The following is a 21,574-nucleotide window of genomic DNA, read 5'->3' as shown; positions in this document are numbered from 1 at the left end:
GTGCTCTTGCGCGGGCCGTCTTTCTTTCCAAGACCATCTTTTCAAGGGCGCTTGCAACATAGGACTTGAAAGCCCCGCCACACTCGGCCAAAACCGCGACGCCATGCTTGCCATCAACGATCTGTCCCTGCGCGTCGCTGGGAGGCTGCTCATCGAGCATGCTTCGCTCACTCTTCCTGCTGGTATGAAGGCGGGGCTCGTCGGCCGCAACGGTACTGGCAAGACGACGCTGTTCCGCGCGATCACGGGCGATCTCAGCCCGGAAACAGGTTCCATCAGCATGCCCAAGGGCACACGCATCGGCCAGGTAGCGCAGGAAGCACCCGGCACGGAAGAGCCGCTGATCGAGATCGTGCTCAAGGCGGATGCCGAGCGTGAGCGCCTGCTGCGCGAAGCGGAAGTCACGGACGACGCACACCGCATTGCCGAGATCCAGACGCGGCTTGCAGATATCGGTGCACACTCCGCCGAAGCCCGAGCAGCCGCTATTCTTTCCGGCCTTGGTTTCGACGAGAAGGCGCAGAAGCGTCCCGCCTCCTCCTTTTCCGGCGGCTGGCGGATGCGCGTGGCATTGGCCGCTGTGCTCTTTGCCCGACCCGATCTTCTGCTTCTGGACGAGCCGACGAACTATCTGGACCTTGAAGGCACGATGTGGCTCGAAGGCTATCTTGCGCGTTATCCGCATACCGTTCTGCTCATCAGCCACGATCGCGACCTACTGAACAAGGCGGTTTCTTCCATCGTGCACCTGCAGGACAGGAAGCTCACCTTCTGGCGCGGCGGCTACGACCAGTTTGCGCGCCAATACGCCGAGAAGATGGAGCTTCAGGAAAAGTTGCGCGCCAAGCAGGAGGCACAACGCAAGCACATGGAAGCCTTCGTGGAACGCTTCCGTTACAAGGCTTCGAAAGCGCGCCAGGCGCAGTCACGCCTGAAGGCCATCGCGCGCCTTCAGCCCACTGCGGCTGCCATAAACGAGAATGTTGCTCCTTTTCGCTTGCCCGATCCAGTAAAACCCGTCGCCTCCCCCATAGTGGCTATCGAGAAGGGTGCGGTAGGTTACGAGCCGGGCAAGCCGGTGCTTAAAGACCTAAACCTGCGCATCGACAGTGACGACCGCATTGCCCTGCTGGGTTCCAACGGCAACGGCAAGTCCACCTTCGCCAAGCTGATTGCCGGAAAGCTTCCTCTCGGCGCGGGCACAATGACCCTCGCGCCGGGCCTTAAGGTCTCCATCTTCGCCCAGCACCAACTTGACGAGCTCAAGCCTGACGAGGACGCCCGGCAGCATGTACGACGATTGATGCCGGATGCGCCGGAGGCAAAAGTGCGCTCTACGGTGGCCCAGTTCGGGCTTTCCACGGAGAAGATGGAGACGCCTGCACGCGATCTTTCCGGCGGAGAGAAGGCACGGCTACTCATGGGGCTTGCTTCATTCGAGGCCCCGCACCTCTTCATCCTCGATGAGCCCACCAACCACCTCGACATTGACAGCCGCGAAGCTTTGGTTGAGGCACTGAACTCCTATGATGGCGCGGTCATTCTCATAAGCCATGACCGGCACCTGATCGAGGCTTGTGCAGACCGTCTCTGGCTGGTCGACCGGGGAATGGTGACGCCCTTTGACGGCGATCTGGAGGACTATCGGGCGCAGAGGACGGGCGGCCCAAGCCGCAGCCTCACCCGGAAGGACGAGGAGGAAAAAGTCTCCAAAGCCGACCGCCGCCGTGAAGCGGCCCGGCGGCGTGCAGCCTTGGAACCGATTGCGAAAGAAATCAAGGCTACTGAAGGATTGATCGAGCGCACGCGCAAGCGCATCGAGGCAATCGAAGCCCAGATGGTCGATCCAACACTCTATGAAAAGGATCCTGGCAGGATCTCCACGCTCGCGAAGGAACGGTCAGACCTGTCAGCAATGCTTGCCTCTCATGAAGAAAAATGGCTGGAACTTTCAACCGAGTATGAGGAAGGCATGGCGGAATAGGGAGAAGTTCCAGGGAAAAGTGAATATCGATTCTTCGTCCAGAGTCCGAGTCCGACTAGAGAAGCAACCTGCCGATCCGGGTATGCGTTTCAGAGCGGCATCGCGCCGAGTGGATATCGCATCTTCTTTTCCTACATCGGCGAGCAGGATTGAGCCGGGCACGAAACCGTTAGATTCCTGCAGCTAACCTTCGTTGGTCTAAAGGAGTTTTGACACCCTCTCGTAAAGGTACGCCGCCGTTTCGCGCGCCGCAGCTTGCAGGTTTTCCCAATCGACTTCGACCTTTCCTAGGTACTCTTCGTGTGCGGCGTTCAGCGCGACCGCTTCCAGCTCCGGCATGCGAGCCGCTGCCCACGTCGCCGCAGAATCTTTGGCAACAAACTCGCCGGTCATTGCCGTCCGCCACATCCGCGCGAGGGTCAACAGGACGTTGCGCTCATCCCCGTTCAGCCGTTGGAGGAGCGCCGGGAGCGCGTCACGCATGGCATGGCGGATATGCTCCGATTGGATCTTGGGCAGAAGTGCTTTCGCGCTTGGACCGAACAGCGGAAAGGCTTCTCTTGCAGCCTGTGCCAGCACCAACGTGTGCTCCGGATCAGATATGGGCCAGCAAAGTTCGCCAGCTTCGAAGGCACTTCGCAGCCATTCGCCGTAAATGAACTCGGCCCGCGCCGGAAAATCGGGCGGGGCGATGTTTTCCTCCAGAAATACCATCACTTCAATACAGCGCGGGCCGCCCACTGGAGCAGGATAGCGACCGGAGATTTGCAGCAAAGCCGACAAAAGGCCCTTGCGCTGTGCTTCAGTCATTGGGCTGCCGATAACGGCGAGAAGGTCAATATCACTTTGCGGGCGCAGGCACCCTGAGACCGCTGATCCGTGCAGATAAACAGCCAGGAGGGCTTCGTGAAAAAGCGTATGCATGGTCTTCGTCACCGACCATGCCTGCTCAAGATGAAGTGCCGTTTCTTCCCGCATTACAGCGCCGGTTCTAGTGAGTATATCATGGATCGTCCCGACCCTTCATCCAACCTAGAGCTCACTTGGTACAGGGACCGGCGAGGGCAAAGGAGCACCTGGTAGCGGTCCTTCTTTCCTTCATTTTCCTCAAGCGCGGCCGATTCCCGGTTTTTGGCAGAGCCATTGTTGCAGCATCGTCATCAGCCCTGCTGAAGAGACGAAAAGGCGAAGTTCCCTGTCTCAGATTCTCTGGAAAAGACGAAGATCCTGTGGATCGCCGTCCTCCTAGACATCCGCAAGAACAGTAACCAATGACACTTCAGCGGGCGGCCCGCTTCACATCTACGCTTTTTTCTGCCAGCGCCTATTCGGTCCCTGCTGCCAGTAGGTCACTGCATGACCGGCCGCCTTCATGGCTTTCCACTGCTGGCGGGCTGCATCGACCTGTGCCAGGTCATGGCCGTCGAAGATGAACACCGCCCGCTCGTAACCGCGGAGCGATCCTGGCTCTGCTCCTTCGACGAAGAAGCGGATGGTCGCCATGTTGACGTTAGCCTCCGACGTGGTCAACAGCACTGGCTGTTCTGCCGCGTATGGCTCGCTGTCGATGCCGTGCGGAAGGAAGGCGTCGTCACTATAGGTCCACAGCCTTCCATCAAGCGCGTCCCGCCGCTCCTCGCTTGCCGTCTGGATGCCGACGCGCCAGCCCCGTTCCAGGCTTTTCTCCACGAGCGGGGGCAAGGCTTCCTCAAGCGTCGATTCGGTCAGGTGATAGAAGAGGACTTCCACCGCCGCCCGTCTCAGCCTTCGTAATGATCGGCCACTAGGCGGTCGAGCAAACGCACGCCAAAGCCTGAAGCCCATGACTGATTGATATCGGATGACGGGGATGCCATGGCCGTCCCCGCCACGTCCAGATGCGCCCACGGGGTGTCATCCACGAAGCGCTTCAGGAACTGGGCGGCGGTTATGGAGCCGGCATTGCGCCCCCCCGTATTCTTCATGTCTGCATTCTTCGTATCAATCAGCTTGTCGTATTCCGGGCCAAGCGGCATCCGCCACACCCTCTCCCCCGTCGCGTTGCCGGCCGCCGACAGCCGCTCGGAAAGCTGGTCGTCATTGGAGAAAAGACCCGCATAGGAATTTCCAAGTGCAACCAGTATCGCGCCGGTCAGGGTGGCGAGGTTGATCATGAACTGCGGCTGATACTTTTCCTTGCAGTGCCAGAGCATATCCGCAAGGACAAGCCGTCCTTCCGCATCGGTGTTGATGATCTCTATCGTCTGCCCCGACATGGAGGTGACAATGTCGCCCGGACGCTGCGCATTGCCGTCCGGCATGTTCTCGACGAGGCCGATCATGCCAACCACGTTGGCCTTGGCCTTTCGCGCCGCGAGTGCGCGCATCAAACCCGTTACCGCGGCGGCTCCTGCCATGTCGCCCTTCATATCTTCCATGTTGGCAGCAGGCTTGATGGAAATACCGCCCGTGTCGAAAACGACACCCTTGCCGATAAAGGCCACGGGCTTTTCCCGCGCCTTCCCCCCGTTCCAGCGCATTACCGCGAGTCGGGGGGGGCGGAAGGAGCCTTGTGCAACGCCCAGAAGCGCGTTCATCCCAAGCTTTCGCATCTCTTTCTCGGTGAGAATTTCGACCTCGACGCCGAGCTTTTCCAGTTCTTTCGCCTGGGCGGCGAACTCTACCGGCCCCAGAACGTTGGCAGGCTCGTTGACGAGGTCGCGGGCGAGATACACACCATCGGCCACGGCCTCCGCCTGGGCAAAAGCTCGTCGTGCGGCGGCTGGATCGGCACACTGGATGGTGAATTTTACCGACTTTGCCTTGGACGGGGTGCCGTCATTGTTGTTCTTGCGCGTCTTGTATTTCTCGAAGCTGTAGGCGCGCAGCAGGATGCCAAGCCCGATGGATGCAATATTGCGGGCTGTAGGAGTGACGCCGGCAATATCCGCAACGACGGTCACTTCCGTTGCATTCTTCGCCGCCGCAGCCGCTGCCCCGCCGATTTGCAGCCATGCCTGCTCATTGAGCGAATCAGTCTTGCCCGTGCCGATGGCAACAAGCCGGTCGTAACCCGGTCCTTGCGGTGCCAGCGCCTCGACGCTTGCGGCAAGCTTGCCTTTGAATTCAGCGGCAGCGAAAACGCGTGGCAGGATGCCGGCAGGATCGCATGCTTCTGCGGCGTCTGTGAGCCCTCCCCCTTCCGGCGCAAGCACGATCACGCTGCCTTTCTTCGGCGCGGCAAACTTAGCGAAAGCGACGGTAGGTTTTTCAGTCATGGGAGGTCCTGTTCCAGAATTCGGGCGGGATATGATCTTGACGGTTTTAACCAAATTGACAAGAGGTTGGGTTATCGTGAGTCGACAGAGCCCCTCTCGGCAATGGTCGGGGCGAATCCGTGGTAGCGCCTTGTTAACCGTTTCCCTTTCCAATTCCTTAGTGCTGTTGGCACATAGTGAATCGGGGACGTTTTTTAGCTCAAGTTCCTGAACCTGTCGCTTCGCAGGAAAAGGCGCTCCGAAGATCTTCTCCGGACGCCCAAGAGTGGCCACTAACGCAGAGAATATAATGCGCCGATGAAAGTCATCGAGCTCTACATCCTGCGCCGGGCATTGGCGATCTTCCTCGCCGCGATGGCCTGGCTGCTCGTCATAGTCTGGACGACGCAGGTGCTGAACCGAATTGACCTGGTGACGAGCAACGGCCAGTCGGCCGCCACCTTCTTCACCGTGGCTCTTCTTGCACTACCCTCGGTCGTTCCGGTCATCATGCCGTTCGTTATCGGTATTGCCGTGGCCCAGACGCTGGCGACGATGAATGCCGATTCTGAGCTGGCCGTGCTAAGCGCCGCGGGCAGCTCGCGCCTTACCATACTGCGTCCCGTGCTTCTTATCGCCGTCACCGCCAGCATCGCCGCTTTCGCCATCAACAACACACTCGAACCTTATGCGCGCCAGACAATGCGGCAGATCCTAGCGAAGGCAAATGCGGATCTTATAACCACCGTGCTTAGCGAGGGTACTTTCCATAAGGTTGCCGACGGCCTCTTTGTGCAAGTTTCGGAGCGGCTGCCCAACGGCCAGCTTGGGGGCATTTTCGTTGCCGACACGCGCGACAAGGACCTAAAGCTGATTTACCACGCACGGCGTGGCGCTACGGTCGATCGCGAAGAAGGTAGCATTCTCGTCATGCAGGATGGCGAGGTGCATCGCGAGCGCCCAGGCGGCGAGGTTTCTGTCATCCGGTTTAATTCCTACGCTTTCGATCTATCGGAATTCACCAATGGAAGCGGGAAGATCACCCTCTACCCGAAGGACCGCTACCTCCCCGACCTTCTAAATCCTGATCCGAACGACAAATATTATATTTCCCGGCCGCAAACCCTGCGCGCCGAATTGCATATGCGCTTTTCAGAGTGGCTTTATCCGGTCGTGTTCGCGCTTATCGGGGTGGCTGTGGCCGGAGACGCCCGCTCCTTCCGCGAGGCACGCCTGCATCCCATGATCACCACCATGGCGGTCGGCCTTCTGGTGCGATGGGCAGGCTTTTATGCGGGCAATGAGGCGGAAACGAAGCCGCTCTTCACCGTGGTGCTTTATGCGGTGCCCATTGGCATGATCGTGGTCTGCTCCTTCTTCATTGCAGGCAACAAGGTAATGGAACTGCCGACCGCCTGGACCGAAGATCTTTGGATGCGCCTGAAGCGCCTGCATGCTCGCTTCTCCCGGTCCCCCGCACCTGGAGGGCAGGCATGATTGGCGTAACCCTCGGCTTTTACTTCTTCCGGCGCTTCGCAGCGATCACCATGTGGAATTTTCTTGGTGTCGCGGCACTAGTCTTTATCGTCACCTTTACGGAGATTGCCGGACGTGCTGGCGAACTTGAAGGCTATTCGGCCGGATGGGCGCTTTCACTGGCTGCCTTCCAACTGCCCTTCATCATGCAGCAGGCCGTGCCCTTCATCGGACTGATCGCCGCTATTGCCACATTGCTCAGCCTCAACCGGAAATACGAACTCGTGATCGCACGCGCGGCCGGAATCTCTGCCTGGCAGTTTCTGACACCCATCGCAGCCGGTGCCTTTGTATTCGGCCTCCTGTCCATCCTGATTCTCAATCCGATCGCGGCATGGACATTCTCGGCCGCACAAATCGTGGAGGCCGAGGTTCGCGGCGCGCAAACGTCCGCCAGCGCGCCCAATGAGCGCTGGATCAAGCAGCGCACCGGGGACCTGGAGACCGTAATCGGCGCGGAGGCCGTGCTGGAAGGCGGCACCGACCTCATCAATCCCACCTTCATCGTCATGCAAGACAGGCAGATCGTGGAACGTCTCGATGCCTCGCGGGCACGGCTGGGCGAGGGACATTGGGAGCTACATGATGTGGTTCGCCGACGCGGGCGCACGAATCCACAAACCTTCGATTACTACGAATTGCCGACAGAATTGAGGCCGGAACTGATCAGCCAGCAGCTCACGCGGCCCGAATCAGTCTCTATATTCGCCCTGCCAGGCATGATCGACGCAGCCTCTTCGCTGGGATTGCGGGCGGAAGCATTTTCCACACAGCTTCACTCCCTCCTCACCTTGCCCCCGCTCCTCGTAGCGCTGACGCTTATTGCCGCTACTGTTTCAATGCGCTTTACGCGAATGGGGCAATCCGCAACCGTGATTCTGGGTGGTGTCTTTGCTGGCTTTCTGCTTTATGTCGTTTCGGTGCTGGTGCGGGCGTTTGGTAGTGCTGGATTCGTTCCGCCTGTCGTGGCGGCATGGACACCAGTTTTGGTAGCTATGTTTTTTGGGGCGACTTTCCTTTTGTTCAAGGAGGATGGCTAATGTTGGCCGCGGTGCAAGGGCACGGTGCGGCCGCGCGTCTTTCCCGACGGCTCGGGTTAAGGGTCGGCGTAGCTGCGTTGGCGCTTTGCATCCTCACCTTTGCGTCGGGTGCGCAGGATGCAGGCTTCGGAGAGTTCGAACTTCCGAGCAATGAGCAGATGCTGCTGACAGCAGACACGCTCGTCTATGACAACGACCGCAATACCATCTCGGCAGTCGGCGGCGTGCAGATCGACTATGCGGGAAACCGATTGGTGGCGCAGCGCGTAACCTACGACCGCGCCACCTCGCGGGTCATAGCAAGCGGCCATGTGGAGATCATCGAACGGGACGGAAACCGCATCTATGCCGAACGGATCGATGTTACGGACGATTTCAGCCAGGGCTTCGTCGAAGCGCTTCGCGTCGAGACTGTGGACGAAACCTATTTCGCCGCCGAGACTGCTCAACGAACAGGGGGGCGACTGACCACTTTCAACAGAGCAGTCTATACCGCTTGTGAACCGTGCGAGAAGAAGCCCGACAGCCCGCCGCTTTGGCAGATCAAGGCAAGAAAGATCATCTGGGACGGGCAGGCGAAAACGGTGCGTTTCGAAAATGCGCGCTTCGAGATGTTCGGCCTGCCGCTCGCCTGGATTCCATTTTTCGAAATCGCCGATCCAACGGTGAAACGTAAATCCGGCTTCCTGATGCCTGGCATCAAAGGAGGAAGCGAGCTGGGCATTGGGGTGACTGTGCCCTATTACCTGGCCCTTGCGCCAACTTACGACCTGACGGTGGCGGTTACCGGCTATACCAAGCAAGGTTTTCTTGCCGAGGCTGAGTGGCGGCAACGTTTCAATAATGGCCAGTACACGCTGCAAATGGCAGGCATACGCCAGCAGCAGCCCGACAAATGGGGTGTTAACACGGTCGACCACTACGAGACCTATCGCGGCATGATCGGCTCAAAGGGCGACTTTGATATCAATCCGCGCTGGTCTTTCGGCTGGGATGTGCTGGCACAAACCGACAAGAATTTTTCACGCACTTACCGGATCGAAGGGTTCTCCGGCAGCGTGCACCACTCCCAGGCTTATCTGACGGGTCTGAACGACCGGAATTATTTCGATCTGCGCGCCCACCATTTCCAGGTTCAGGAAAAGGCACTGAACGGACGCAACGACGCGCAGCCATGGGTCCTGCCAAGTTTCGACTATGCCTACACGCCGGACGCTCCGGTGGCTGGAGGTGAACTCAACATCGACGTCAATGCCCAGTCCCTCCACAGAGAGGATGGTATGTACGGCACGAAGTTGCAGGGCCTGGAAGGCAATTCGGGCCGTATGACGGCTGAAGCAGAATGGCGGCGCTCCTTCGTGACCGATGGCGGGCTTGTCGTCACGCCGATACTGCATGCACGAGGCGATGCCATCTACACCGATCTGACGCCTGAAGCAGTTAACCGGATAAACAGCTTCACCATAGACGGGGACCCGGTTGCGGCCGATGTGCGCTCAGCGCATTACAGGTCAATGGCGACGGCCGGGCTGGAAGCGCGTTGGCCTGTCCTCTTCTCCGCGGCAAGCTCCACGCATGTGCTGGAGCCTATGGCGCAAATCTTCGCCCGCCCCAACGAGCCCCACCATGACAGGCTCGGCATCCCGAACGAGGACGCGCAGTCGCTCGTCTTCGACGCCACAACCCTGTTCGAGCGTGACAAATTCTCCGGCTATGATCGCATTGAGGGCGGCACGCGCGCCAATCTGGGCGTAAGGTATACGGGGACCTTCCCAGGAGGCTGGACTGCCCATGGCTTGTTCGGCCAGTCCTATCATCTAGCCGGCGTCAACTCCTACGCTGCACCTGACCTGGTCAATGCGGGCGCCTATTCCGGGCTTGAAGAGGATGTCTCCGATTTCGTCGGCATGATCGGCTTCACAGCGCCGCGTGGTATTTCGGCCTCGGCATCCGCCCGCTTCGATGAACAGACGTTTGAAATGCGCCGCGCAGAGGTGAAGGCCGGTGGTGCGCTTGGGCCTGTCTCAGCCAATGTGCAATACGCCTTCATCCAGAACCAGCCGCTTTACGGTTTCAATGAAGACCGCCAAGAGGTAAGTGCCCGGGCATCCGTGCGGTTCAATGAGAACTGGCGCGGTTTCGCTTCAGGCACCTACGACATTCAAAGCCACACCTTGGTGCGCAACGCGATCGGGTTTGCCTATGACGATGAGTGCTTCACATATCTGGCAAGCTTCTCGCAGACGCGCGACCGGGTAACAGGCGAACGCGAGCAGCGGTTCGGCTTCAACATCTCGCTACGCACCCTTGGCGATATCGGCACCAATTCCCTGGGCCCCCGGTAGAAGCGACTGGACGCCACAGTTTTGCCTATCGGCTTAACGATGGTAGGCTGGAAAAACGGTTGTATGCAATGAATGAGAAAATGAAGGAAATGCCAAGCTACCGGACTGGCGTTGCGGCAATGATAATGGCCTTGGCCGTCGCACTTGCGATGGTGACAGGCACTGCTGCCCTATTCCCTGCCAACGCCACCGAGATCCGGTACGTGGTCAACGATCGGCCCGTGACCAGCTACGATATCGAGCGGCGCATCGCCCTTCTGCGGCTGATGCAGCGCCGCGGCAATCTCCAGGAGTTGGCCGCACAGGATATGATTGACCAGACATTGCGCCAGCAGGAAATTGCGCGCGCAGGCATCAATATCACCGACCAGATGGTCAATCAGTCCTATGCAAGTTTCGCCAGCTCCAACAATCTTTCGGAGGCCCAGCTCGATCAGGTCCTCGCACAAGCGGGTGTGACGAAGGAGCACTTCAAGGAGTTTTTGCGGAGCCAAATGGGTTGGGGCCGCGTTTTGCAGAGTCGCAATCGCCAGACCGAAACCTTGAGCGAACAGGACGTAGTCTACCGGATGCTCCAGCAAGGAGGCCAAAAGCCGACGGCCACGGAATACATGCTGCAGCAGGTGATCTTCGTGGTGCCGGCGGCACAGCGCGGACAGCTTCTTGCCAAGCGCAAGCGCGAAGCGCAGGCCATGCGCGACCGTTTCAGCGGCTGCGACAACACCATCCAGTTCGCGGCGGGCCTGGTCGACGTAACGGTACGAAATATGGGGCGTTTTCTTGCGCCCGAACTGCCCTCGGACTGGAAAGACCAGATCCAGAATACCCCCCCTGGAAAGGCGACTCAGGTGCGCGAGACTGAGCGTGGCGTCGAGTTTATCGGTGTATGCAGCTCACGCGAGGTTTCCGATGACCATGTGGCCAGGATGGTCTTCCAGAGCGAAGGGACGAATGACACGTCAATGGAGAAGATGTCGGAGGAGTTTACGGCCGAACTGCGTAAGAATGCCCGCATCATCCGGCGTTGACACCGTCTTCTCCCGCTTATGCAAGGGGTTTGGTGCATAGATGCCGCCTCTGGCGCTTAGCATCGGCGAGCCGGCCGGGATCGGCCCTGAGATTCTTCTTCGTGCGTGGCTTGCGCGCAAGGAAGAGGCACTTTCCCCCTTCTATGTGCTGGGCGATCCTTCACTGATCGCCGCACGCGCCCGCAATCTTGGGTTGGATGTGCCCCTCGTGGAAACGTCGCCCGACAAGGCAGCCGCGCTTTTTGCCGATCGTTTGCCTGTTGTGCCGCTTAACAACCGCCTTGGGGACACGCCAGGCCTCCCCTCCGGCGCAAATGCGGCAGGCGTGATCGAGGCAATCACGCGCGCTGTCGAAGATACACTTGCGGGCCGCGCAGGCGGCATGGTTACCTGCCCAATCGCCAAGAAGCCACTTTACGATGCGGGCTTTGCCTTTCCCGGCCACACCGAATATCTGGGTCATCTTGCCGCTAAAGCTACCGGAAAGCAGGCCCTGCCTGTCATGATGCTTGCAGGGCCGGAACTGCGTACCGTTCCCGTCACGGTGCATATTCCGCTGTCGGAGGTGCCACACCGGCTGACCTCTGAGCTTATAGAGGTGACTGGACGAATAGTGGCACATGACCTTGCTTTCCGCTTTGCAATTCCTGAGCCGCGCATAGCTGTGGCCGGGCTCAATCCCCATGCGGGTGAAGGCGGAACGATGGGGCGGCAGGACCTCGAAATCATCACGCCTGCAATCGCTGCGCTCAGGCAGGATGGGATAGACACCTTCGGCCCCCTCCCCTCGGACACGATGTTCCACGAAACCGCGCGGGCAGGCTTCGACGCCGCCCTTTGCATGTATCACGATCAGGCGCTGATCCCGGTCAAGACCCTTGCCTTTGATGAGACGGTCAATGTGACGCTGGGGCTCCCCTTCATCCGCACGTCGCCCGATCATGGAACGGCGTTCGATATCGCCGGCAAGGGCATTGCGCGCGCGCGCAGCCTCATCGCGGCCATCCGGCTTGGCGGTCGTCTTGCTGCCAATAACCGCGAAACTCAGGCATGAGCGGGGACGGGCTGCCCCCGCTGCGGGAGGTAATCCAACGGCACGGACTCGTTGCGCGCAAAGCGTTGGGACAGAACTTCCTCTTCGACCTCAATCTCACCCGCCGCATAGCTCGGGCCGCTGGTCGGCTGGAAGGCGTTACGGTCATCGAGGTTGGACCCGGTCCGGGCGGTCTAACGCGGGCGCTGTTGATGGAAGGGGCGGAACGCGTGATCGCTATCGAGCGCGACCAGCGTTGCATAGACGCCCTTCAGGCGATCAGCACGCATTACCCGGACCGTCTTGAGATCGTCGAGGGTGACGCCCTTAAGATCGACCATGCCGCTCTCGCAGGTGATGCCGGAAAGGTGAAGGTAGTCGCCAATCTGCCGTACAACATCGGAACGGAGCTTCTTATCAGATGGCTGACCTCCGAGCGTTGGCCACCCTTTTACGAATCGATGACGCTGATGTTCCAGCGCGAGGTCGCCCAGCGCATTGTCGCCCAATCAGGATCAAGCCATTACGGCCGCTTGAGCGTACTGGCAGGCTGGCGCACCGAGGCAAGGATCGTTTTCGACATTCCTGCCCAGGCATTCACTCCACCTCCCAAGGTTACTTCCTCTCTCGTCCATCTCGTGCCCCGCGCGGAACCCCTTGGGGTCCATCTCCAGGCGCTCGCAAGCGTTACGGAAGCGGCCTTCGGTCAGAGGCGCAAAATGCTGCGCCAGAGCCTCAAGAAGCTTGGCGGCGAGGCGCTTTTGGAAAAGGCCAGCATCGACGGCACCCGCCGGGCTGAAACGCTCTCGGTGGAAGAATTCGCAAAACTTGCCAACGCGCTTTGAAATCAGCGCTAGGAGAAAAAAGCTCCTGCCGCTACTCGGGCGTTTCCGACAAAAGGCGAGCCACAAAATCCTCCAGTCCCGGCCGACGCTGGCGCCGCAGGCGCTCTGCTTCGACTATGGCGTTCACAGACTGAAAGGCCTGATCCAGATCCTCATTGATGACGACATAGTCGTAATCACGCCACTGCTCGATCTCAAATCGCGCATTTTTCAGGCGCGTTGCGATCACGTCTTCCGGGTCCTCGGCCCGCCGCTTGAGCCGGGCAAGCAGCTCATTCATGGTTGGCGGAAGGATAAAGATGGACACCACATCTTCCGGCATGGCCTTGCGGAGCTGTGCAGCGCCCTGCCAGTCGATATCGAATAGCATGTCGCGACCTGCCACGATCGCCTCTTCCACCGGTTTGCGAAGCGTGCCGTAAAAATTGCCGTGCACCTCCGCCCATTCCAGCAGTTCCCCGCTCTCCCGCAATATCTCAAACTCGCGGATCGTCTTGAAGTGATAGTGCATACCCGCGATTTCGCTTGGCCGCCGCTGCCGCGTGGTCACGCTGATGGAAAGCTCGAAACCCTGTACATTGTCCAGAAGGCTGCGCGCGATAGACGATTTTCCCGCGCCCGACGGGGAGGATAGAACAAGCATCACTCCCGTGCGGCGGATGTCGGTGATGGACGAGGACTCCATTGCTACTCCAGATTCTGCACCTGCTCACGGAACTGATCGACAATCACCTTCAGTTCCAGCCCGATCGCGGTCACGGACGGGGCATTGGACTTGGAGCAGAGCGTATTGGCTTCCCGGTTAAATTCCTGTGCCAGGAAGTCAAGCCTGCGTCCGACTGGCCCACCATTGGCAAGCAGAGCCCGGGCAGAGGCGACATGGGTTTTCAGCCGGTCGATCTCCTCGCGGATGTCAGCCTTCGTGGCAAGGAATGCCGCCTCCTGGGCCAGGCGTGCTTCGTCAAGGCCTGCAGAAGCATCCTGAAGCAGGCGCACCTGCTCGGCAAGCCGTGCTCGGATGCTGGCTGGCTCCCGTGAAGGATCGGCCTCGGCTTTCAGCCGCAGAGCTTCGATCGCGTTCAGATGGCCCTCCAGCACGGCCCGCAAAGCTGCGCCCTCCGCGCGTCTTGCCGCTTCCAGATCGTCCAGCGCGGCATCGAGCGCCTCGAAAACAAGGGCGTCGATGCGCGCGCCTGTTTCCTCATCTTCGGCCGCATCCGGCATATCCATCACGCCGCGCAAGGCCAGAAGCCCGTCCGCACGCGCAGGCGCAGCGCCATGCTCCTCCTGAAGGCGCCGGGCAACTCGCGCCAGTTCGAAAAGCAGATCCTCATTGACAACCGGCTGGCGTAATGCCTTGCCCCGCAGAAGGGACAGGGTCATCTGGATGTTGCCGCGGGAGAAACGCCGCACGACCCGCTCTCTCGCCGGCTGCTCAAGGCGTTCATAACCTGATGGAAGCCTCATTCGTGCCTCAAGGCCACGGCCATTGACGGATCTGAGCTCCCAACTCACAGCCGCCAGCTCGTTCTCGCGTGAGGCGCGGGAAAAACCAGTCATGCTCTGCAGCATCATCTTATTTCCCGACTGCCCGCCCTGTTGTTCCTTGCTGAGCCAGACTACACGCCCGGTTAATTGCCGCCGGTCTCACTATCTTCTTGCGCGTCGAGTGTTTCAGCCTGTGCGGCAGCTTCGCGCTCGGCAGCGCGTTCCCGCTCGATCCTGCGCCAACGGGCGACATTCTCGTTGTGCTCCTCCAGAGTGGTCGCGAATACATGCCCGCCCGTCCCGTCGGCGACGAAATAGAACTCGTTAGTGCGAGAGGGGTTGGCCACCGCTTCCAGCGCTGCACGGCCGGGATTCGCAATCGGCGTCGGGGGAAGCCCATTGATCACATAGGTATTGTACGGCGTTTCCTTCTGCAGATCCGACCGGTAGATAGGCCGATCAGGCGGTTTACCTGCGCCGCCGAAAAGCCCGTAGATCACGGTCGGATCCGACTGAAGGCGCATGCCGCGCTTCAACCGGTTGAGGAACACGGCAGCAACGCGCGGACGCTCATCAGCTCTGCCCGTCTCCTTCTCCACGATGGAGGCGAGCGTGACAAACTCTTCGATAGTATCGATCGGCAAATTGTCCGCGCGCCGTTCCCAGATACTCTTGATCAGTTGTTCCTGATCCGCCTTCAGCTTAGTGACCACTTCCTGGCGCGACATGCCCCGCGTAAAGCGCAGCGTGTCAGCGGCAAGGCTCCCTTCCGGAGGCAGTTCATTCGGCATTTCGCCGGACAGTTCCTCCGTCTCGGCAATGCGCTTGAAGACCTGTTCGACGGTTAGGCCCTCCGGAATCGTCAGCGAGTAAAGCACGGATTTGCCACTCTCCAACAGCCGCATGATCTCATACATTGAAGCACGGGCCTTGACCTCATATTCACCGGCCTTCAGCTTGCTGTCTGCTCCATGCATGCGGGCGCCGATCAGAAAAATGCGTGCGTCCCTGATCAGTCGTTCACGTTCAAGAAGATTGGCAATCTCCCGCACACCTGTATTGGGTCGAATGAGAATCGTCTCGCTCGCAATGGACGGACCGGCCCGCTCGAACTCGCGCTTCCCCAGGTAAAAGGCGATTGCCGCGAGCACGAGCACGAAGACGGTGGACGAGACGACGAAGTTGAGGAACACCACGAACTGATTGCGCGATTGGCGCGATCTCTTGGGAGGCGGCGGTGTGCCCGCCTCGGGGCGCAGAATGTCCCGCGCTGATCTTGCGACGATCGTTCGTGCCGGCTGTTCGCCCCGCCTGTCCACGCCGCCTGGTTCCCCATTCATCATCGCCGACGGATTCCTCCTATCAATGTCAGGAACAGGTACCAATGTTACAGGTGCAATACAAACGCGACAATTTTCCGGCATTACCCTTCGCTGAGGCTATGCTCAGGGCTCGTAGCGCCGGAAAATGACCGAAGCATTTGTGCCGCCAAATCCGAAGGAGTTGGAAAGCGCTACATCGATTTGCCGCTCACGCGCCTTGTTGGGCACGAGGTCGATCGCCGTCTCCACCTCCGGATTATCCAGATTGATGGTCGGCGGGGCAATATTGTCGCGGATAGCCAGGATGGAGAATATCGCCTCGGCCGCACCGGCAGCGCCTAGAAGATGACCGATGGAGGATTTGGTCGATGACATCGACACCTTGCTCGCGGCATCGCCCACAAGGCGCTCCACGGCCGCCAGTTCGATGGTGTCAGCCATGGTGGAGGTGCCATGGGCGTTGATATAGTCAATGTCCGCAGGGCTCAGCCCAGCCCGTTTCAGAGCAGCGGCCATGCAGCGATAGGCTCCATCGCCATCCTCGGCCGGCGCGGTGATGTGATAGGCATCGCCGGAAAGGCCATAACCGATCACCTCGGCATAGATCTTTGCCCCGCGCGCCTTGGCGTGTTCCAGCTCCTCCAGCACGAGAACGCCTGCGCCCTCACCCATGACGAAGCCGTCGCGGTTCCGGTCATACGGGCGGGAAGCTTTTTCAGGAGTATCGTTGAAGCCGGTGGAGAGCGCCTTGCACGCAGAGAAGCCGGCGATGGAAAGCCTGGTGACAGGTGATTCGGCGCCGCCTGCCAGCATGACGTCCGCATCCCCTAACATGACGAGTCTGGCCGCGTCGCCAATGGCATGTGCGCCAGTGGAGCAGGCGGTGACCACGGCATGATTGGGGCCCTTCAGCCCGTGCCGGATCGATACCTGGCCTGAAACCAGATTGATGATATTGCCGGGAATGAAAAAGGGGCTGATGCGGCGCGGGCCACGCTCGTGCAGGATTAGTGCATTCTCCGCTATGCCCTCAATGCCGCCGATGCCGGAGCCGATCAGCACACCGGTAGCGCACCGTTCTTCCTCAGTCTTCGGCTCCCAGCCTGAGTCGGCCAGCGCCTGATCGGCGGCGGCAACTCCGTAGACGATGAAATCGCCAACCTTCCGCAGTTCCTTCGGTTCCAGGAAAGACTCTGGATCGAATGCTCCCTCGCCTTCACGCGGGATGACGTTGGCAATCTTGCAAGGCAGGTCGTCGACCTCGAACGTGTCGATACGCCTTGCCCCGCTCTTTCCCGCAAGCAGCTTCCTCCAGCTCAACTCGGCCCCAAGACCGAGCGGTGAAAGAAGCCCCATGCCCGTTACGACGACACGTCTCATTCCTAAAACCGCCTCGTCGTGCTTGGGGCAGCCTGCGGCGCATCTTGCATGTCAGGCGGTCGCCTTCTCGATGTACTTTACGGCGTCACCTACGGTGAGAATCGTTTCCGCGGCATCATCCGGGATTTCAACGCCAAACTCTTCCTCGAATGCCATGACCAGTTCGACCGTGTCGAGGCTGTCCGCGCCCAGATCGTCGATGAAGCTGGCCTGTTCGGTCACCTTGTCCGCGTCGACGCCAAGATGCTCGACGACGATTTTCTTGACGCGTTCTGCAGTATCGCTCATGTGAGAACCCTCGACTTCATGATTTCCGGTCTTCGTTAGCGGCAGGCTTGCAGCTAATCAAGTTGAAAGATTAACGGGAGTAGGGCACCGCCCTCATGTTCTTCCCTAAGCCGCGCCCCTACCGGTTGCCGCTTTGGGCGGGCCCTTTAGCATAAGGGATCATGCCAGCCAAGGCCGCTTGAACTGGCATCTGGCCAAATGCCGGAGGACCCTCTGGAAGACGATGGGCTACCCCTCCGGCAGCAAGGCAGTTGCAGAGAAGCCTTAAATCATCGCCATTCCGCCATTCACGTGGATTGTCTGTCCGGTGATGTAGGCTGCTTCGTCTGACGCTAGATAAACAACTGCGGAAGCCACTTCGTCGCCCGATCCCATGCGCTTCATGGGGATGGCCGCCAAGATCGATTCGCGCTGCTTCTCGTTCAGCTTGTCCGTCATCGCTGACTGGATGAAACCCGGCGCAACGCAGTTGACCGTCACATTGCGGCTCGCGATCTCCTGGGCAAGCGACTTGGAAAACCCGATGAGTCCGGCCTTCGAGGCGCTATAGTTCGTCTGGCCCGGATTGCCCGCAACGCCCACGACCGACGAAATGTTGATGATGCGGCCGAAGCGGCGACGCATCATCGCATGGGTCACCTCGCGTGTGAGGCGGAACGCCGCAGTAAGGTTGATCTCCAGAACCGCGTCCCAGTCATCGTCGCTCATGCGCACGAACAACCCATCGCGCGTGATGCCGGCATTGTTGACGAGAATATCAACGCCTTCCAGCTCTGATTCTGCTCTTGCGCCCAACTCTTTGACTTCGCTGCGTGTAGAAAGATCGGCCGGGAAGATCTTCACCCGTTCCGACAACTCTCCCGCAAGTGCCTCGAGTTTCTCCACACGGGTGCCGTGAAGACCGACAAGTGCACCCCGCGCATGGAGCGCGCGCGCTACCGCCTCGCCGATACCGCCCGTCGCTCCCGTGACGAGAGCCTTGCGGCCGCTGAGATCAAACATGGTATATTCCCTCTTCTGAACCGGGACTTTAAAGAAGCGCTTTCATGGCGGCGTCGATATCCGCAGGCGTGTTCACTGCAACCCCCTTGACCTCCCGGTTGATGCGCCGGGCAAGCCCAGTCAGTACCTTACCCGAACCAAGCTCATAGAGCGTGCCGACGCCGTTTTCGCCGAACCATTCCACGGTTTCCCGCCAGCGTACCCGGCCCGTAACCTGCTCCACCAGCAGCGTGCAGATTGTTTCAGGCTCGCTGGAAGGGCTGACGGTCACATTGGGCACGAGGGGGACAACAGGCGCCTGCTTGCGCACCTCGGCCAATGCTTCGCGCATGCGCTCGGCCGCAGGCTCCATCAGTGCAGAATGGAATGGAGCCGATACGGGCAGCATGATCGCCCGCTTTGCGCCCCGTTCCGTAGCCAGGCGTGCGGCCTCCTCCACAGCGGATTTGGTTCCGGAGATGACGAGTTGACCGCCGCCATTGTCATTGGCCACCTGACAGACTGCATCCTTGCCTGCCTCGGCACACACTGTATCCACAGCCTCGGCATCAAGTCCAATGATCGCTGCCATGGCGCCCTCACCCACCGGAACAGCCTCCTGCATGGCATTTCCGCGAATACGCAAGAGCCGCGCCGTATCCGCAAGACTGAACGTTCCCGCAGCAGCGAGCGCTGAATATTCGCCCAGCGAATGGCCCGCGACATAGGCAACCTTGTCTTCTAGCGACAAGCCGCCTGATGCCATAACCTGCATAACCGCCATCGATACAGCCATCAGCGCCGGCTGGGCATTGGCGGTGAGCGTAAGCTCATCCTCGGGGCCCTCCCACATGATCGTGGAAAGCCGCTGCTCAAGCGCATCATCCACTTCCTCGAACACAGCCCGCGCCTCGGGGAAGGCTTCCGCGAGATCGCGTCCCATGCCAACGGCCTGACTACCCTGCCCGGGGAAAGTGAAGGCTATGCTCATCTGGCTCTCCGATTTGACCGCTTATCGCTGTTTTGAACCGTTTTCCGCGACGCAGGTGGTGGCGCAACATGCCGCTTCCGTCAAGCCTCCGCTCGCGCGATAGATACCCTTCTCGCTGACGCGCCGAAATTATTCGAGGGTGCTTGGAAGGCCCGCAGGACTTTGGGCCCTTGCTGCTCCTCCAGTCATTACGTATCGGCCGGGTCTCCGCCCTATGGCAACGTGGTGGGAATCCACATATATGAGGCCAGCCACGGCGACACGCCCGGTCTTCCAGGCAGATCGAATTTATTCGCCCCTCAAGCTCGCTCGACGGTTTCCATGCAACATGCCATTTCTGTCAACAAGCTCACCAAGACCTATGATGGCGGCTTTACCGCCCTCCAGGAAGTCAATCTCGACATAGAAAATGGCGAGATCCTGGCTCTTCTCGGCCCGAACGGGGCCGGCAAGACCACGCTGATCTCCATCATCTGCGGTCTCGTCACTCCGACAACCGGCAGCGTGACGGTCCGCGGCAACGACATCATTCGCGACTATCGTGCAGCCCGTCAGCTCATCGGGCTGGTTCCGCAGGAATTGTATGTAGAGACCTTTGAGACAGTCTGGGCCACGGTCAATTACAGCCGCGGGCTGTTCGGCAAGAAGCCTGATCCCGCCCTTTGCGAGAAGATCCTCCGCGATCTTTCCCTGTGGGATAAGAAAGACAGCAGGATCCTCACACTTTCCGGCGGCATGAAGCGGCGTGTCATGATCGCCAAGGCACTGGCGCATGAGCCGCAAATTCTGTTCCTCGACGAACCGACGGCGGGCGTGGACGTGGAACTGCGCAAGGAGATGTGGCAGCTCGTACGCGGCCTTCGTGACAGGGGCGTCACCATCATATTGACGACACACTATATCGAGGAGGCCGAGGAGATCGCGGACCGGGTTGGCGTCATCAACCATGGAAGGCTCCTTCTCGTGGAAGAGAAAGCGGAGCTCATGCGCAAGCTGGGCAGGAAGCGGCTTACCGTTGCGCTCAGCACCCCGATCAACGTCCTGCCGCAGATGCTCACCCGCTACGATTTGGCCATCGAGGATGGTGGCCGGCAGCTCGTCTATAGCTACAACACGCAGGATGAGCGCACCGGCATCGGTTCCCTCCTTGCGGATCTCAACCGCGAAGGCATTCCTGTCAAGGACCTCGATACCGAGCAGAGTTCGCTTGAGGACATCTTCGTGAGCCTGGTGGAGGAAGCAAGGTGAATTTCGAGGCTGTCAGGTCAATATATCTATACGAGATGGCGCGCATGCGCCGCACCCTGCTTCAAAGCGTGGTCTCGCCCGTGCTTTCCACCTCGCTTTATTTCATCGTTTTCGGCGCGGCCATCGGCAGCCGGATCGACGAGATAGACGGCGTGCCTTACGGCGCCTTCATCGTGCCCGGGCTCATGATGCTGACACTCCTTCAGAACTCCATCTCCAGTGCTTCATTTGCCATCTATTTCCCGAAATTTGTCGGAACGATCTATGAGGTTCTGTCTGCACCGGTTTCCTTTGTGGAGATTCTGCTCGGCTATGTGGGTGCAGCGGCAACCAAGTCACTCATACTCGGCGCCATCATCCTGGCGACTGCGCATCTGTTCGTTCCGATGGAAGTCCGGCATCCCTTCTGGATGCTCTTCTTCATGATACTGACGGCGGTGACCTTCAGCCTTTTCGGCTTCATCATCGGCATCTGGGCGGACAATTTCGAGAAGCTTCAGCTCATTCCATTGCTGATCGTCACTCCCCTTGTCTTCCTTGGCGGCTCCTTCTACTCCATCGAGATGCTGCCGGAGTTCTGGCAGAAGGTCACGCTGCTCAATCCCGTCCTGTATCTCATCAGCGGCTTCCGCTGGAGCTTCTATGAGACCTCGGATGTCAGTGTGGAAGTCAGCATCCTAATGATCATGTTCTTCCTGCTTTTATGCCTGGCGCTGGTGTGGTGGATTTTCAGAACCGGCTACAAGCTGAAAGCGTGATCCGCGTGCCAAGGCTTGCATCGCTGTCATAACGCTGTATATACGCGCCGTCTGCCGGTCTCAGCCGGGGG

The 21,574-nt window shown here is 59.5% G+C and carries 19 protein-coding genes; 9 read left to right on the top strand and 10 right to left on the bottom strand.

Going from position 1 to position 21,574, the window contains the following annotated elements; all coding sequences use genetic code 11:
• The first annotated feature begins 103 nt into the window (after positions 1-103).
• A complete protein-coding gene (locus HUS57_RS02180) occupies positions 104-1,984 on the top strand; it encodes an ABC-F family ATP-binding cassette domain-containing protein (protein ID WP_173931308.1) in 1,881 nt (626 codons plus the stop codon).
• Positions 1,985-2,182: 198 nt separating this feature from the next.
• On the opposite strand, the gene HUS57_RS02175 is transcribed toward HUS57_RS02180, so the two are convergent.
• The 3 genes from HUS57_RS02175 to HUS57_RS02165 all read right to left on the bottom strand — a co-directional run bounded on the left by HUS57_RS02175 (position 2,183) and on the right by HUS57_RS02165 (position 5,241).
• Positions 2,183-2,962, bottom strand: a complete 780-nt coding sequence (locus HUS57_RS02175; RefSeq protein WP_246727707.1) for an aminoglycoside adenylyltransferase domain-containing protein — start codon at positions 2,960-2,962, stop codon at positions 2,183-2,185.
• Positions 2,963-3,286: 324 nt separating this feature from the next.
• Complete coding sequence (locus tag HUS57_RS02170; RefSeq protein ID WP_246727706.1) at positions 3,287-3,733, bottom strand: DNA polymerase III subunit chi; 447 nt, start codon at positions 3,731-3,733, stop codon at positions 3,287-3,289.
• Positions 3,734-3,744: 11 nt separating this feature from the next.
• Entirely contained in the window at positions 3,745-5,241 is a 1,497-nt protein-coding gene (locus HUS57_RS02165) for a leucyl aminopeptidase (RefSeq protein ID WP_173931306.1), read from the bottom strand.
• Between the two features lie 297 nt (positions 5,242-5,538).
• Here HUS57_RS02165 and lptF point away from each other — a divergent pair, with 297 nt between their 5' ends.
• The 6 genes from lptF to rsmA all read left to right on the top strand — a co-directional run bounded on the left by lptF (position 5,539) and on the right by rsmA (position 13,047).
• A complete protein-coding gene (gene lptF, locus HUS57_RS02160; protein ID WP_173931305.1) occupies positions 5,539-6,717 on the top strand; it encodes an LPS export ABC transporter permease LptF in 1,179 nt (392 codons plus the stop codon).
• The gene (gene lptG / locus HUS57_RS02155) at positions 6,714-7,796 is read left to right on the top strand and encodes an LPS export ABC transporter permease LptG (protein ID WP_173931304.1); all 1,083 of its coding nucleotides are present in this window, start codon (positions 6,714-6,716) and stop codon (positions 7,794-7,796) included. Before lptF ends, lptG begins: the two co-directional genes overlap by 4 nt.
• Positions 7,796-10,141 carry an LPS-assembly protein LptD gene (locus tag HUS57_RS02150; RefSeq protein ID WP_173931303.1) on the top strand — a complete coding sequence of 782 codons (2,346 nt, stop codon included), beginning with the start codon at positions 7,796-7,798 and terminating at the stop codon, positions 10,139-10,141. The genes lptG and HUS57_RS02150 overlap by 1 nt, the downstream gene beginning before the upstream one ends.
• A gap of 68 nt (positions 10,142-10,209) precedes the next feature.
• The gene (locus HUS57_RS02145) at positions 10,210-11,169 is read left to right on the top strand and encodes a SurA N-terminal domain-containing protein (RefSeq protein WP_246727705.1); all 960 of its coding nucleotides are present in this window, start codon (positions 10,210-10,212) and stop codon (positions 11,167-11,169) included.
• A 40-nt stretch (positions 11,170-11,209) separates the two neighbouring features.
• Complete coding sequence (gene pdxA / locus HUS57_RS02140; RefSeq protein WP_173931302.1) at positions 11,210-12,223, top strand: 4-hydroxythreonine-4-phosphate dehydrogenase PdxA; 1,014 nt, start codon at positions 11,210-11,212, stop codon at positions 12,221-12,223.
• A complete protein-coding gene (gene rsmA, locus HUS57_RS02135) occupies positions 12,220-13,047 on the top strand; it encodes a 16S rRNA (adenine(1518)-N(6)/adenine(1519)-N(6))-dimethyltransferase RsmA (protein ID WP_173931301.1) in 828 nt (275 codons plus the stop codon). Before pdxA ends, rsmA begins: the two co-directional genes overlap by 4 nt.
• Before the next feature lie 31 nt (positions 13,048-13,078).
• On the opposite strand, the gene gmk is transcribed toward rsmA, so the two are convergent.
• The 7 genes from gmk to fabD form a co-directional block, all read right to left on the bottom strand.
• The gene (gene gmk, locus HUS57_RS02130; protein ID WP_173931300.1) at positions 13,079-13,732 is read right to left on the bottom strand and encodes a guanylate kinase; all 654 of its coding nucleotides are present in this window, start codon (positions 13,730-13,732) and stop codon (positions 13,079-13,081) included.
• Between the two features lie 2 nt (positions 13,733-13,734).
• Positions 13,735-14,622 carry a YicC/YloC family endoribonuclease gene (locus tag HUS57_RS02125; RefSeq protein WP_173931299.1) on the bottom strand — a complete coding sequence of 296 codons (888 nt, stop codon included), beginning with the start codon at positions 14,620-14,622 and terminating at the stop codon, positions 13,735-13,737.
• Positions 14,623-14,678: 56 nt separating this feature from the next.
• A complete protein-coding gene (gene mltG, locus HUS57_RS02120; protein ID WP_173932228.1) occupies positions 14,679-15,875 on the bottom strand; it encodes an endolytic transglycosylase MltG in 1,197 nt (398 codons plus the stop codon).
• A gap of 105 nt (positions 15,876-15,980) precedes the next feature.
• Complete coding sequence (gene fabF, locus HUS57_RS02115; protein ID WP_173931298.1) at positions 15,981-17,237, bottom strand: beta-ketoacyl-ACP synthase II; 1,257 nt, start codon at positions 17,235-17,237, stop codon at positions 15,981-15,983.
• A gap of 51 nt (positions 17,238-17,288) precedes the next feature.
• Entirely contained in the window at positions 17,289-17,525 is a 237-nt protein-coding gene (locus HUS57_RS02110; RefSeq protein WP_011581104.1) for an acyl carrier protein, read from the bottom strand.
• 264 nt (positions 17,526-17,789) lie between these two features.
• Complete coding sequence (gene fabG, locus HUS57_RS02105) at positions 17,790-18,527, bottom strand: 3-oxoacyl-[acyl-carrier-protein] reductase (RefSeq protein ID WP_173931297.1); 738 nt, start codon at positions 18,525-18,527, stop codon at positions 17,790-17,792.
• Positions 18,528-18,555: 28 nt separating this feature from the next.
• Positions 18,556-19,497: an ACP S-malonyltransferase gene (fabD, locus tag HUS57_RS02100; RefSeq protein WP_173931296.1), complete on the bottom strand. Its 942-nt coding sequence runs from the start codon at positions 19,495-19,497 to the stop codon at positions 18,556-18,558.
• 321 nt (positions 19,498-19,818) lie between these two features.
• Here fabD and HUS57_RS02095 point away from each other — a divergent pair, with 321 nt between their 5' ends.
• Both HUS57_RS02095 and HUS57_RS02090 read left to right on the top strand, forming a co-directional pair.
• Positions 19,819-20,745 (top strand): ABC transporter ATP-binding protein, encoded by a 927-nt coding sequence (locus HUS57_RS02095; protein ID WP_173931295.1) that lies wholly within the window; start codon positions 19,819-19,821, stop codon positions 20,743-20,745.
• Positions 20,742-21,503, top strand: a complete 762-nt coding sequence (locus tag HUS57_RS02090) for an ABC transporter permease (RefSeq protein ID WP_173931294.1) — start codon at positions 20,742-20,744, stop codon at positions 21,501-21,503. The genes HUS57_RS02095 and HUS57_RS02090 overlap by 4 nt, the downstream gene beginning before the upstream one ends.
• Positions 21,504-21,574: the final 71 nt, after the last annotated feature.

It is taken from the genome of Chelativorans sp. Marseille-P2723, from assembly GCF_902809845.1.
GTDB lineage: Bacteria > Pseudomonadota > Alphaproteobacteria > Rhizobiales > Rhizobiaceae > Chelativorans.
This window is presented reverse-complemented; position numbering and strand designations above follow the sequence as displayed.

Excerpts from the sequence above, each read along its gene's own strand:
- HUS57_RS02180 (WP_173931308.1), top strand. The coding sequence starts at position 104 with ATGCTTGCCATCAACGATCTGTCCCTGCGCGTCGCTGGGAGGCTGCTC.
- HUS57_RS02175 (WP_246727707.1), bottom strand. The coding sequence starts at position 2,962 with ATGCGGGAAGAAACGGCACTTCATCTTGAGCAGGCATGGTCGGTGACG.
- HUS57_RS02165 (WP_173931306.1), bottom strand. The coding sequence starts at position 5,241 with ATGACTGAAAAACCTACCGTCGCTTTCGCTAAGTTTGCCGCGCCGAAG.
- lptF (WP_173931305.1), top strand. The coding sequence starts at position 5,539 with ATGAAAGTCATCGAGCTCTACATCCTGCGCCGGGCATTGGCGATCTTC.
- lptG (WP_173931304.1), top strand. The coding sequence starts at position 6,714 with ATGATTGGCGTAACCCTCGGCTTTTACTTCTTCCGGCGCTTCGCAGCG.
- HUS57_RS02150 (WP_173931303.1), top strand. The coding sequence starts at position 7,796 with ATGTTGGCCGCGGTGCAAGGGCACGGTGCGGCCGCGCGTCTTTCCCGA.
- HUS57_RS02145 (WP_246727705.1), top strand. The coding sequence starts at position 10,210 with ATGAATGAGAAAATGAAGGAAATGCCAAGCTACCGGACTGGCGTTGCG.
- pdxA (WP_173931302.1), top strand. The coding sequence starts at position 11,210 with ATGCCGCCTCTGGCGCTTAGCATCGGCGAGCCGGCCGGGATCGGCCCT.
- rsmA (WP_173931301.1), top strand. The coding sequence starts at position 12,220 with ATGAGCGGGGACGGGCTGCCCCCGCTGCGGGAGGTAATCCAACGGCAC.
- gmk (WP_173931300.1), bottom strand. The coding sequence starts at position 13,732 with ATGGAGTCCTCGTCCATCACCGACATCCGCCGCACGGGAGTGATGCTT.
- HUS57_RS02125 (WP_173931299.1), bottom strand. The coding sequence starts at position 14,622 with ATGATGCTGCAGAGCATGACTGGTTTTTCCCGCGCCTCACGCGAGAAC.
- mltG (WP_173932228.1), bottom strand. The coding sequence starts at position 15,875 with ATGAATGGGGAACCAGGCGGCGTGGACAGGCGGGGCGAACAGCCGGCA.
- fabF (WP_173931298.1), bottom strand. The coding sequence starts at position 17,237 with ATGAGACGTGTCGTCGTAACGGGCATGGGGCTTCTTTCACCGCTCGGT.
- HUS57_RS02110 (WP_011581104.1), bottom strand. The coding sequence starts at position 17,525 with ATGAGCGATACTGCAGAACGCGTCAAGAAAATCGTCGTCGAGCATCTT.
- fabG (WP_173931297.1), bottom strand. The coding sequence starts at position 18,527 with ATGTTTGATCTCAGCGGCCGCAAGGCTCTCGTCACGGGAGCGACGGGC.
- fabD (WP_173931296.1), bottom strand. The coding sequence starts at position 19,497 with ATGAGCATAGCCTTCACTTTCCCCGGGCAGGGTAGTCAGGCCGTTGGC.
- HUS57_RS02095 (WP_173931295.1), top strand. The coding sequence starts at position 19,819 with ATGCAACATGCCATTTCTGTCAACAAGCTCACCAAGACCTATGATGGC.